The organism is Burkholderia sp. Ax-1724 (assembly GCF_011752995.1).
Classification (GTDB): Bacteria; Pseudomonadota; Gammaproteobacteria; order Burkholderiales; family Burkholderiaceae; genus Paraburkholderia.
In genome coordinates, this window is sequence record NZ_VWWL01000003.1 from 247,480 (window position 1) to 259,979 (window position 12,500).

The 12,500-nt window shown below is 66.2% G+C and carries 11 protein-coding genes; 2 read left to right on the forward strand and 9 right to left on the reverse strand.

Annotated elements, in window-relative coordinates; all coding sequences use genetic code 11:
- Window positions 1-574: 574 nt before the first annotated feature.
- Window positions 575-1,438, reverse strand: a complete 864-nt coding sequence (pgeF, locus tag F3J19_RS05130) for a peptidoglycan editing factor PgeF (RefSeq protein WP_167038452.1) — start codon at window positions 1,436-1,438, stop codon at window positions 575-577.
- Window positions 1,435-2,754: an RluA family pseudouridine synthase gene (locus tag F3J19_RS05135; RefSeq protein WP_167038454.1), complete on the reverse strand. Its 1,320-nt coding sequence runs from the start codon at window positions 2,752-2,754 to the stop codon at window positions 1,435-1,437. Before F3J19_RS05135 ends, pgeF begins: the two co-directional genes overlap by 4 nt.
- 38 nt (window positions 2,755-2,792) lie before the next feature.
- Here F3J19_RS05135 and F3J19_RS05140 point away from each other — a divergent pair, with 38 nt between their 5' ends.
- Window positions 2,793-3,656, forward strand: a complete 864-nt coding sequence (locus F3J19_RS05140) for an outer membrane protein assembly factor BamD (protein WP_167038456.1) — start codon at window positions 2,793-2,795, stop codon at window positions 3,654-3,656.
- A 174-nt stretch (window positions 3,657-3,830) separates the two neighbouring features.
- Here F3J19_RS05140 and rlmD read toward each other — a convergent pair whose 3' ends face one another.
- The 6 genes from rlmD to surE form a co-directional block, all read right to left on the reverse strand.
- Complete coding sequence (gene rlmD, locus F3J19_RS05145) at window positions 3,831-5,261, reverse strand: 23S rRNA (uracil(1939)-C(5))-methyltransferase RlmD (RefSeq protein WP_167038458.1); 1,431 nt, start codon at window positions 5,259-5,261, stop codon at window positions 3,831-3,833.
- A 194-nt stretch (window positions 5,262-5,455) separates the two neighbouring features.
- The gene (locus F3J19_RS05150; protein ID WP_167038460.1) at window positions 5,456-6,232 is read right to left on the reverse strand and encodes a 3'-5' exonuclease; all 777 of its coding nucleotides are present in this window, start codon (window positions 6,230-6,232) and stop codon (window positions 5,456-5,458) included.
- Window positions 6,233-6,236: 4 nt separating this feature from the next.
- Window positions 6,237-7,304, reverse strand: coding sequence for an RNA polymerase sigma factor RpoS (gene rpoS, locus F3J19_RS05155; protein WP_167038462.1), 1,068 nt, complete (start codon window positions 7,302-7,304; stop codon window positions 6,237-6,239).
- Window positions 7,305-7,315: 11 nt separating this feature from the next.
- Window positions 7,316-8,260, reverse strand: a complete 945-nt coding sequence (locus F3J19_RS05160) for a peptidoglycan DD-metalloendopeptidase family protein (RefSeq protein ID WP_167038464.1) — start codon at window positions 8,258-8,260, stop codon at window positions 7,316-7,318.
- 5 nt (window positions 8,261-8,265) lie between these two features.
- Window positions 8,266-9,582 carry a protein-L-isoaspartate(D-aspartate) O-methyltransferase gene (locus tag F3J19_RS05165; RefSeq protein ID WP_167038466.1) on the reverse strand — a complete coding sequence of 439 codons (1,317 nt, stop codon included), beginning with the start codon at window positions 9,580-9,582 and terminating at the stop codon, window positions 8,266-8,268.
- Complete coding sequence (surE, locus tag F3J19_RS05170; protein ID WP_167038468.1) at window positions 9,579-10,337, reverse strand: 5'/3'-nucleotidase SurE; 759 nt, start codon at window positions 10,335-10,337, stop codon at window positions 9,579-9,581. Before surE ends, F3J19_RS05165 begins: the two co-directional genes overlap by 4 nt.
- Window positions 10,338-10,504: 167 nt before the next feature.
- Between surE and F3J19_RS05175 the strand changes: the two genes are divergently transcribed.
- Window positions 10,505-11,479, forward strand: coding sequence for an NADPH:quinone oxidoreductase family protein (locus F3J19_RS05175; protein WP_167038470.1), 975 nt, complete (start codon window positions 10,505-10,507; stop codon window positions 11,477-11,479).
- A 166-nt stretch (window positions 11,480-11,645) separates the two neighbouring features.
- Here the strand turns inward: F3J19_RS05175 and F3J19_RS05180 are convergent, their stop codons facing one another.
- Window positions 11,646-12,470 (reverse strand): ABC transporter permease, encoded by an 825-nt coding sequence (locus F3J19_RS05180; protein WP_167038473.1) that lies wholly within the window; start codon window positions 12,468-12,470, stop codon window positions 11,646-11,648.
- Window positions 12,471-12,500: the final 30 nt, after the last annotated feature.

The following is a 12,500-nucleotide window of genomic DNA, read 5'->3' on the forward strand; positions in this document are numbered from 1 at the left end:
AGGCAGCCATACCTGCTTTTGACCGGTAAGTCCTTGCGGACGGGTTGAGAGGCAGGTTCGTGCGCGCATGGCGATTGCTCGCGAATCCGTCACGCCCTGTCCCATATACGACGAGGAGCTTGGGAGGAACATTCTTGCTCCCCATCACAAGGCATGTCAATGCTTGTTCCCGATTTTGCCGCAGTGCGATACTTTTTTAATTATCGTTTTCCCTGTGTGACAAATCACGCTTTGACGAGCCGCCGGGCGGCGTCGCGACGAATCGAAAAAGCACCCGCGACGCATGGCTTTTCAAGGCGCTCGAGACCTGCGACCGCGGACATTTCCCGCCGGCGATTTACGCTGCCGCCCGACCTTCCGGCAGCGCAGCAAAATGGCCCGGCGTCCCGAGCGGATAGCGTTCGCGCCCGCGTCCGCACGAGGTCTGCCGCATGGCGCGCGGCTTCATGCCGGCATGGACCCCATGCATGAATGGCTTAACGATTGCCCAATGCGATTGCCCAATGATTGCTTGATCGCCAAACGTCTGACGAGACGCCGCGCGCACGTCGCGCCTCGACACGCGGCGCATGCGTCAGTCGGCGAGGCCTTGCGCGTGAGCGTCGAGCCAGATCAGCGCGGCCATGCGGCCGGTTTCACGATCGCGGCGATACGAATAGAAACGTTCGCGTTGCGTGACCGTGCAGAGATCGCCGCCGCTGATATGCGTGACGCCGAGGCCTTGCAGACGCAGGCGCGCGAGTGCCGGCAGATCGGCGAGATATTTGCCGGGGTTCGCCGGATGCGCGACGAACGCATGCGCGGTGGCGTCGCGCTGCGCGCCCTCGACGCCATCCATGAACGCGTCGCGCACGTCGGGGCCGACTTCGAATGCGTCCGGCCCGATCGACGGCCCGAGGCACGCATGCAGCGCGCCCGCTTCCACGCCCGCGAGCGCCGCGACGCGCTGCGCGGTCTGCTCGACGATGCCGGCCGCGAGGCCGCGCCAGCCCGCATGCGCGGCGCCGACCGCGCGGCCCGCTGCGTCGCACAGCAGCACCGGCATGCAATCGGCAACCAGCACGACGCAGACGGTGCCCGCGCGATCGGTGACGCTCGCGTCGGCGCGCGTCGGCGTGCCGTCCGCGTGAGTCTGCGCGAGCACGTCCTCGGCGCGCACGATGCCGGCGCCGTGGATCTGTTCGAGCCACGCGGCTTCGCGAACGCCGGCAAGCGCGAGCAGCCGCGCGCGATTGCTCGCGACCGCGGCCGGATCGTCACCGGATTTCATGCCGAGGTTGAGGCCGCCGGGCTGGTCCGCGCCATCCCGCCAGCGGCCGAATGGCGCGTCGCTCACGCCGCCGTTGCGGGTGGTGACGAGCGCGCGCACGCGCGGCGAGACGTTCCATGCGGGTTGCACGACATCGGCGAAATCCAGTTCCGGCAAAGCTGCGTTCATGTGGGATCGTCCTCGTCGTGGGCCTCGTGGGCCTCGTTGGCGTCGTTGGCGTCGTTGGCGTCGTGATCTTCGGGGTCGGCGTCGCCGTCGTGATCTTCATCGTAATCGGCGTCGGCGGACGATGCGTCGTAGTCCTCATCCTCGTAGTACGCGTCGTCGAACTCGCCCGCGTCGTCGCGACCGAGGCCGAGCGCCTCGGACAGCGCCGCGATGTCGGCCGGCACCTCGGCGCGCCACTGCATCGAGCGGCCCGTCTTCGGATGAATCAGCCCGAGCCGCCATGCATGCAGCGCCTGGCGCGCGAAGCCGCCCGGCAGCGGCGTAACCGAACGCTTGCCGCGCGCGCGTCCATACACGGGGTCGCCGAGCAGCGGATGGCCGACGTGCGCGCAATGCACGCGAATCTGGTGCGTGCGGCCGGTTTCGAGATCGCAGTGAATCGCCGTGACCGGCTGCCGCTGCCAGATCGCCGCGTCGACGCGGCGGAAATGCGTGCGCGCCGGCTTGCCGGCCGCGCCCGTCACCACGGCCATGCGCGTGCGCTCGCGCGGATCGCGGCCGATCGGCGCGTCGATCGTGCCGTCCTCGGGCATGTTGCCCCACACGAGCGCGAGATAGCGGCGCTTGACCGTGCGCGCCTGCAACTGGCGCACGAGGTCGGTCTGCGCCTCGAGCGTGCGCGCGACCACCATGAGCCCCGAGGTCTCCTTGTCGAGCCGGTGCACGATGCCCGCGCGCGGCAGGCCGGCCGCGGCTTCGCCATAGCGATGCAGCAGACCGTTGAGCACGGTGCCGCTCCAGTTGCCGGCGGCCGGATGCACGACCATGCCGGCCGGCTTGTTGATGACGACGAGCGTGTCGTCCTCGTAGACGATTTCGAGCGGCACCGGCTCGGGTGTGAAGGCGAGCTGCTCGGGCAGCAGGTCGGGCACGAGCTCGATCGTGGCGCCGAGCGGCACCGGCTGGCGAATCTTCGCCGGCTTGCCGTCGACGCGCACGCGCCCGGCTTCGATCCAGCTTTGCAGACGGCTGCGCGAAAATTCCGGAAACACTTTGGCGAGCACCTTGTCGAGCCGCTCGCCGGCCAGTTCGTCGGGCACCACAACCTGGCGCGGGCTTTCGTCGGCGATGCGGCCCGGCACCGGCGCCGCCGGGCTCGCGGCGGCTTCTTGCGAATGGCTTGCGGCGGGCGCGTCGACAGCAAAATCGTCGTCGAGCGAATCGACGCCCAACGCGTCGGCGGGGTCGGCGCTTACGCTATAATCTTCGTTGCTATTCCCGGCGCCTGCGGTGCCTGGAGTATTTGAGCGGGTCATTGAGTCTGGGTCACCTGGACGTAAAGCTAGACTGGAAAATGCGAGCCTTGAACACCATCACTGAAGCAGCGGCGCTCAATTTGGCGGCCATCAAGAAGGCGGCCCGGAAAGTGGCCGGATACGTTGCGTGCGCCGCGGCCGTCGTCGCTATTGCGGCTTGCCACGGCCTGCCGGAGAAGACCGACGAAACGGCAACGTGGAACAACAACAAATTATATACGGAGGCGAACGACGCCCTGACCGGCGGTGACTTCGGCAAGTGCGCGAAATACTTCGAAATGCTCGAGGGCCGCGACCCGTTCGGCCACTTCGCGCAGCAGGCGCAGATCAACGTCGCATACTGCAACTGGAAAGACAACGAAGACGCCGCCGCCGACCAGGCCATCGACCGCTTCATCCAGCTGCACCCGGATCACCCGGACATCGCCTACGCGTACTACCTGAAAGGCATGATCCACTTCAACGACGACCTCGGTCTGTTCGGCCGCTTCTCGGGCCAGGACATGAGCGAGCGCGATCCGAAGTCGCTCCGCGAATCGTATGACGCGTTCAAGGTCGTGGTGGACCGGTTCCCGAACAGCAAGTACGCACCGGACGCGGCGCAACGCATGCGCTATATCGTGAACGCGCTGGCGTCGCACGAAGTCCACGCGGCGGACTACTACTACCGTCGCGGCGCCTATGTCGCGGCAATCAACCGCGCGCAACTCGCGCTGCACGAATACAAGAACGCGCCGGCCATCGAAGACGCGCTGCACATCATGATGCTGTCGTACGAAAAGCTGAACCAGCCGCAACTGGCCGACGACACGCGCCGCGTGCTCGCGGGCACGTTCCCGGACAGCCCGTACATCACGGGCCACGCGCGGCCGGGCACGCAGAAGTCGTGGTGGCAGTTCTAAGCTAACTTTGCTGAGCTTTGCCGCCCGCTGAATACATTCAGCCTCTGAAATAAAAAACGCCACGACCTGAAAGTCGTGGCGTTTTTTATGCCCGCGCATCCGCACGTCAACGTGTCTGCATGCGCACTGACACGCGACGCCCGCCGCCTGGCCGCGGGCGTCGCGCGCTCCCCCTCAATCCCGCTCGAACAACGCAATCGACTCCACGTGCGACGTGTGCGGGAACATGTTCACGACACCCGCCCCAACGAGCCGATAGCCGGCTTCGTGCACGAGCAGGCCCGCATCGCGCGCGAGCGTAGCCGGCGCGCACGACACGTAGACGATGCGCTTCGGCAGCGGTCCATTGCCGCTCTGCGCGATCTCCGCGAGCGCCTTCGCGACCGCGAGCGCGCCTTCGCGCGGCGGATCGAGCAGGAACTTGTCGAAGTGGCCGAGCGCGCGCAGGTCGTCGGCGGTCACTTCGAACAGATTGCGGCACGCAAACGACGTATGCCCCGCGACGCCGTTCAGCTCGGCGTTCGCGAGCGCGCGCCCGGTCAGCACCTCGCTGCCCTCGATACCGACCACTTCCCGCGCAAGCCGCGCGAGCGGCAGCGTGAAGTTGCCGATTCCGCAGAACAGATCGAGCACGCGATCAGTGCGCGCCGGCGCGAGCAGGCGCAACGCGCGGCTCACGAGCACGCGGTTGATCGCGTGATTGACCTGCGTGAAGTCGGTCGGCTTGAACGGCATGCGGATGCCGTATTCGGGCAGCGTGTAGTCGAGCTGCGCGTCGAGCGGATAGAGCGGCGTGACTGTGTCCGGGCCGCCCGGCTGAATCCAGAACTGCACCTTGTGCTCGTCGGCGAAATCGCGCAGCACCTGTTCGTCGGCGGCGGTGAGCGGTTCGAGGTTGCGCACGACGAGCGCCGTGACCGACGAGCCGACCGCGAGTTCGATCTGCGGCATGCGGTCGTAGATCGACAGCTTGCGCACCATGAAGCGCAGCGGCATCAGCATGGCCGACACATGCCGCGGCAGCACCTCGCAGGTTTTCATGTCCGCGATATAGCTGCTCTTCTTCTCGTGAAAGCCGATGCGCATACCGCCCTTTTCCGGCAGATAACGCACGGCCAGACGCGCGCGATAGCGATAACCCCAAGACGGCCCGTGAATCGGCCGGAACACGGTTTCAGGGCGCAGCTTCGCGAGGCGCTGCAGGTTGTCTTCAAGCACGCGTTGCTTGACCGCGACCTGCGCGCGCACGTCGAGATGCTGCATCGAACAGCCGCCGCAAATGTCGAAGTGGCGGCATTGGGGCGTGGTGCGCATCGCGCTCTCGCGGAACACCTGCACGACTTCGGCCTGCTCGAATTTCGGCTTGCTGCGATGCGTCGTATAGCTAACGCGCTCGCCCGGCAACGCGCCTTCGACGAAGATCACCTTGCCTGGCGTGCCGTCTTCGCTGTCGGTGCGGCCCACGCCGCGCGCTTCCATATCGAGCGAAACGATTTCGATGACCGGCTCGTTGCCGGTAATGACGAGCGCCGGCGTCGGGGCCGGCGCCTTGGCATGCTTCGATGAGCGCCGCGGCGCGCGACGTTGGGGGGCAGTTCGGGACACCTGCGACTTCCTGACAAACTGTGGGGAAAGGCGAGATTGTAGACGAAGCGCCGGGCTTGCCTGCGATCGTACGCGACTCGGCCGCGTGCGCCGCAAAGAGCCGAGGCCGAATTACCGCGGCAACCGGACCCGCACGTCTTCCTCCCAGCCGCAACACGCCGACTCGATGCGCCCACCCAACCGCGCGCGGCGGCTCACTGCTCGAACGCCGCCAGATACTCGGCCCACTGCGGCGCAGTTTCGAGCGCGAGCGCGTTCTTCACGAGATTGATCTCGTCAGCATACTCCGACGGCGAGAAGCCGCCGCGCATCAACTGGAAACGGCAATACAGCAGGTACGTGTTGACGACGTCGGTCTCACAGTAGTTGCGGATTTCCTCGATGCGCCCTTCCTGGAACGCCTGCCACACCTGGCTGCCGTCCATGCCCATCTTGCCCGGAAAACCGCACATCTTCGCGAGCGCGTCGAGCGGCGCGTTGGCGCGTGCCTGGTACATCGCCAGCACGTCCATCAGATCGGTATGGCGCGCGTGGTAGCGGCTGAGGTAGTTGTTCCACTTGAACTCGCGGTCGTCCTCGCCGACGTCCCAGAAGCGGTACGCGGGAATGCCGTTGACGAGCGCGCGATAGTTGAGCACCGGCAGATCGAAGCCGCCGCCGTTCCACGACACGAGTTGCGGCGTGTACTTCTCGATCACGCGATAGAACGACTGCACGAGCGTTGCCTCGCCGTCCTCGGGCGTGCCGAGCGAGCGCACGCGAAAGCCGTTGCTGTCGCGGAACACGCAGGAAATCGCCGCGACCCGTTGCAGATGATGCGGCAGGAAATCGCTGCCGGTTTTTTCGCGACGCGCGGCGAACGCGTGCTCGGCGACTTCGGCGTCGCTCATCGAGGCGGGTAAATCTTCGAGACGGCGGATGCCGGCGACATCGGGAATCGTCTCGATGTCGAAAACAAGAATCGGTGTCATCAGATTACAGAACGGCGTCCTTGCGGACACCGTTGGAGGCGAAGAAGCGCTTCAGACGCACCAGCGCTTCCTGTTGGATCTGGCGCACACGCTCGCGCGTGAGGCCCATTTCGTCGGCCAGCTCTTCGAGCGTGGCGGGTTCAATGTGATTGAGGCCGAAGCGCCGTTCGATCACATGGCGGTGCTTGTCCGACAGACGCGCGAGCCACGCGCGCGTCAGCGTTTCGAGCTCGCGATGCTGCACCTCCGCATCGGGCGACTGGCTTTGATCGTCGGACAGCAGATCGAGCAGGCTGCTCGCCGGATCGAGATCGAGCGGTGCATCGAGCGAGGCCGTGTGCTCGTTCAGCGCGAGGATGTCGGTCACTTCGTCGCTGGTTTTGCCGGTCAGGTAGGCGATGTCGTCGATGCTGGCGTCGCGACGCTCGGCGGCCTCGCCGGAATTCATCGAATTCTTCTCGAGATGGCGCTTCGCGCGCAGCACCTGGTTGAGCTCACGAATCACGTGCACCGGTAATCGCACCGTGCGCGCCTGGTTCATGATCGCGCGCTCGATGCTCTGGCGAATCCACCACGTCGCGTAAGTCGAGAAGCGGAAGCCGCGCGTCGGATCGAATTTCTCGATCGCGTGCATGAGGCCGAGGTTGCCCTCTTCGATCAGATCGAGCAGCGGCACGCCGCGATTCAGATAACCCTTGGCAATGCTGACGACGAGCCGCAGATTGCGCTCGATCATCACCTGGCGCGCCTCGAATTCGCCGGCCTTGGCAAGACGCGAATATTTCTGCTCTTCCTCGACGGTGAGCAGCGGCTTCACGCTGATGCGGTTCAGATAGTGCTGGATCGTGTCGGCCGTCAGCTCGGCCTGCAGCAGGGCGCGGAAATCGTCGGCGTCGGGTGCCGCGCCGCTCGAGCCTTCGCGTGTGTCGGCGGTTTCGTTCTCGTCGAGATCGCGCTCTTCGACGATCTCTTCTTCCACTTCCGAAGCGCCGCTTTCGTCCGCTGCGGCGGACGTGGCTTTGCTGATCTTCTCAGACTCGGCTTGCGGCGGGCGGCGCTTCGATTTCGGCATGGTCGTATCGCTTATTGCGGCGGCAAATACTTCAGTGGGTCGACAGGTTTGCCCTGCCGGCGAACTTCGAAATGCAACATCACGCGGTCGGAATCGCTATTGCCCATCTCAGCGATCTTCTGCCCTTTCGTCACCGCGTCCCCCTCTTTTACCATCAAAGCGCGGTTGTGTGCATACGCGGTGAGATAAGTTGCATCATGCTTGATGATAATGAGATTGCCGTAACCACGCAGCCCATTTCCGGCATAGACGACACGGCCGTCCGCCGACGCTTTCACCGGCTCGCCCGCCGTGCCGCCGATATTGACGCCCTTGTTGGTCGAGTCGTTGAACGTGTTGAGCAGCGGACCGCGCACCGGCCATGCGAACGCGACGTTACCCGCGGCAGCGCTGCCCGTGTCGGGTGCCGCAGCCGGATTGGCCGGCACCGTTGCGCCATTCGTGCTCGCGCCGCCGGTCGCCGCGCCGTAGAGCGGCGGCATCGCGGCGCCGACCGCGGCCGGCGCGTTGTTGTTGAGCGGCTCGCTCTGCACCGCACCCGTGCCGCCGATCGGCGCGGTCGCCACACCCGGTGTCATGGCCGCGGCATTCGCACCCGGCGGCACGACGCGCAGCAACTGGTCGACCTCGATCTGATTCGGATTGGTCAAATTATTCCACGCCGAAATATCGCGGTAATTCTGGCCGTTTTCGAGCGCGATCCGGTATAGCGTGTCGCCCGGCTTCACGCGATAGTAGCCAGGCGGCGGCGGACCGAGCGGCACGGCCGGCTGCGACGCCGCGCCCGGCGCCGTGGCGAGCACGCCGCCGCCGGAGCGGTCGACGACGGGCGCCTGGTCGAGCCGCGAGGCGCAGGCCGTCATCAACAGGGACAAGGCGAGCACGCACACGCTGCGCTGGGTGACGGTCAGGGGGGAATTCGGGGTGGTTCTCTGCATCGCGCGCAACATACTCATCGGTGTCAAATCACTCCGGATTTTAAGGGTACAAAGAAAACGCGATCAAGCCGCGACTCGCGCCATTGCGCGGGCCCGAGGCGCTCGACCAGCGTCAGCACCTGGCTTTGCCCTTCCTGCGAACCGACCGGCGCCACCAGGCGCCCGCCGATTGCAAGCTGTTCGAGCAGCGCCTGCGGCACATCGAGCCCTGCCGCCGCGATCACGATCGCGTCGAACGGCGCCGCCGACGGCAACCCGAGCCGCCCGTCGCCGTAATGCAGCCGGATATTCGGAATGCGCAGCGGACGCAGATTCGTCTTCGCGCGTTCGGACAACGGCTTGATGCGTTCGATCGAGTAAACCTCGCGCGCGGCCTGGCTCAGCACGGCCGCCTGATAGCCGCAACCGGTGCCGATTTCGAGCACGGTGTTCAGCGCGCGCCCGGCCGCGGCCAGTTCGATCATGCGCGCGACCACCGAGGGCTTCGAGATGGTCTGGTGATGGCCGATCGGTAACGCCGCATCTTCGTAGGCCTGGGCCGCGAGACCCGGATCGACGAACAGGTGGCGCGGCACCGCCGCCATCGCATTCAGTACGCGCTGATCGGTCACGCCGTTGGCACGCAGGCGTTCGACCATGCGCTCGCGAACCCGTTCCGAGGTCAACGCCAATGCGTTGTTCTGCGCGCCGCTGCTTGCACCACCGAACGCACCGCCGAATGTTCCGCTCATGGCGCTGCCCGGCGCGGCGTTCGGCACGTTGCCGCGCTCGCTCGCGCGCGGCGCCGGTTTCGCGGCTTGCTGCTGCGGCTGAAGAGGCGCTGGCGTCGCGCGCGCACCGTGGCCAGTCGCCTGCAGCGACGTCTTGACCGGCACGGCCTGCGCCGCCTGCACGCCCCGCGGCTTCACAGCCTGCTTTACAGCCTGTTTGGGCGACGGCCTTGCTTGCGCACCGGCCGACGCATTCGTCAACGGGTTCGCCGTGGTTCTCGCGAGCGGCGCGGCCTGCGGTTTCGGCGGCGTCGCCCCCATCGCCCCCATCGCACCTATTGCACCATTTCCCGCCACGGACGCGCCCGACGTAACGCCTTGCGTCTTCGCCTGGGGAATCACCTGAGGCCGCGCCGGCGACGCTGTCTGCGTAACCGTCGCCGCCCTCGCCTGCGCGCGTGCCGCCGAGCCGCCCTGCGCCGGTTTCGCCGACTGCTGCCGCGTGTTCAGCGCCGCGCTGGCGGCGATCGCCGCCGCGCGCATTTCACCGGGACGTCCTTCGGGACGGCGCGGCTCGCGCACCAGGTCCTCGAGGCCGAGCGGAAAACGCCTCGCGCGCTCGCTGGTCATGAAGCGCCGCTGCCGTCGCGCAGCCAGTCGCGCGCCGTGGACAGCATTTGCGTGTAGGTCAGATCGAGCTGCAGCGGCGTGATCGACACGGCGCCGTTGGCGACCGCGTGAAAATCGGTGCCTTCGCTCGCGTCGCGCGCGCTGCCCGATGGGCCGATCCAGTAGATCGGCTCGCCGCGCGGGTTGGTCTCGCGGATCACCGGCTGCGACGGATGCCGCTTGCCGAGCCGCGTGATCTGCCAGCCACGCAGTTCTTCGTACGGCAAGTTAGGAATGTTGACGTTCAGCAGCGGATGCCCCGGCAACGGCCGCTCGAGATAATGCGCGACGATTTCGGCGGCGACGCGGGCCGCATCGTCGAGATGCGCCCAGTCTTTGTCGACAAGCGAAAACGCGATGGCCGGCACGCCGAACATGATGCCCTCGGTGGCCGCCGCGACGGTGCCCGAGTACAGTGTGTCGTCACCCATGTTCTGGCCGTTGTTGATGCCCGATACGACGAGGTCCGGCTTGTGGTCGAGCATGCCCGTCAGCGCAATGTGCACCGAGTCGGTCGGCGTACCGTTCACGTAGTAGAAACCGTTGGCGGAGCGCAGAACCGACAGCGGCCGCCACAGCGTCAGGGAATTCGACGCGGCGCTGCAGTTCTGTTCGGGAGCCATGACGGTGACGTCCGCGATCGGCTTGAGCGCTTCGTAGAGCGCGGCCAGGCCCGGCGCCAGATAACCGTCGTCGTTGCTGAGTAGGATTCGCATGCGGCGATTGTAACCGAGGAAAGATGGCACGCGAGCGACATGACCGGCGCGCTTGCGTGGCAAGCGAAACGCGCCGGCCTTGCGCACTGCCCGGCAATAAATCGCACGGTCGTGCGAATTGTTTTACACTCAAAATCGTTGCGAACCCTAACCGAGATGGAGACACGATGCGCGCGATTCGCTGCAAGCAATACGGGCCGCCCGAGAGCCTGGTCGTCGACAACCTGCCGGACCTCGAAGCGCCGCCCGGTCACGTCGTGATCGACGTCAAGGCCGCCGCCGTCAACTTCCCCGACGTGCTGATCATCGAGAACAAATACCAGTTCAAGCCGCCGCTGCCGTTCACGCCGGGCTCTGAAGCCGCGGGCGTGGTGCGTGCGGTGGGGGCGGGTGTCACGCAATTCAGGCCGGGCTCGCGCGTGACCGCGTTCATGGGCTCGGGCGGCTTCGCCGAGCAGGCGCTCGCGCCGGCCGCGGCCTGCGTGCCGCTCGAGGACGACGTGCCGTTCGAACTCGCGGCGGCTTTCACGCTCGCGTACGGCACGTCGCATCACGCGGTGGTCGATCGCGGCGCGTTGCAGGCGGACGAGACCCTGCTCGTGCTCGGCGCGGCCGGCGGCGTCGGGCTCGCGGCGGTCGAGATCGGCAAGGCGCTCGGCGCGCGCGTGATCGCGGCGGCGTCGAGCGACGAGAAGCTCGCGACCTGCGTGAAGCACGGCGCGGACGCGACCATCAACTACGCGAGCGAAGACCTGCGCGAGCGCATCAAGGCGCTCACCGACGGCAAGGGTCCCGACGTGATCTACGACCCGGTCGGCGGCGTGTATGCGGAGCCCGCGTTTCGCAGCATCGGCTGGCGCGGACGCTATCTCGTGGTCGGTTTCGCGAACGGCGAGATTCCGAAGCTGCCGCTCAATCTGATGCTGCTCAAGGGCGCGAGCGTGGTCGGCGTGTTCTGGGGCGACTTCGCGAAGCGTGAGCCGCAGCGCAATCAGGCGGCATTCGAGCAGATGACCGGCTGGATTCGCGCAGGCAAGTTGAAGCCCTATGTGTCGGCCCGCTATGCGCTCGACGACACCGGCCGCGCGTTGCGCGACATGGCCGAGCGTCGCGTGATCGGCAAGGTGGTGATTACGCCGTAACTACGCCTTGGCTACACCGTGACGCAGCATGAAAAACGGCGCGCAGACTGAACAACGTTGTCAGACTCCGCGCCGTTTGTTTTTTTGGCGGCCCTTGCGCGTGTTGGCCGGGCGCGTTTTTTTGCGCGCGGTGCGGTGCCCCACTCCTCACACACCCACCCTGCCCTCACAGTTTTTCGGTATCCCCCGTGCGCGGCTGCCACTTCATCAGGCGCCGCTCGCCGAGTCCGACGCCCCCATCGAGAATCAGCGCAAACGCGGTCAATACGAGAATCCCCGCGAACACGGTGTTGATGTCGAAGGTGCCCTCGGCCTGCAGGATCAGATAGCCGACGCCGCGCGCCGAGCCGAGATACTCGCCCACCACCGACCCCACGAAGGCGAGCCCGACCGACGTATGCAAGCTCGAAAACACCCAGCTCATCGCGCTCGGCAGATAGACGAAGCGCAGCAGCTGCTTGCGGTTCGCGCCGAGCATGCGCGCGTTCGCGAGCACGACCGGGCTCACTTCCTTCACGCCCTGATAGACGTTGAAGAACACGATAAAGAACACCAGCGTGACGCCGAGCGCGACCTTCGACCAGATGCCGAGGCCGAACCACACGCCGAAGATCGGCGCGAGAATCACGCGCGGCATCGAGTTCGCGGCCTTCACGTACGGATCGAACAGCGCGCTCGCCACCGGCGCGAGCGCGAGCCACAGGCCGACGCCGAGCCCGAGCGCGGTGCCGAGCACGAACGCGAGCACGGTCTCGACGAGCGTGATCCACAGATGCAGATAGATTTCGCCGCCCGTGAACCACTCCCAGATCCGTTGCAGCACTTTCTGCGGCTCGCCGAAGAAGAACGCGGCCTTGTTCGGATCGTCGAAATAGAACGGCGGCAGGAGCGTCGGGCTCGTCAGCACGTACCAGAGCACGAAGCACAGCACGAGCAGCAGCCATTGCCAGATCACCAGATTCGCCCGGCTCGGGCGCAACGTCTTCCACATGACTTGGTTTGCCTTCGACGATGGTTGAAC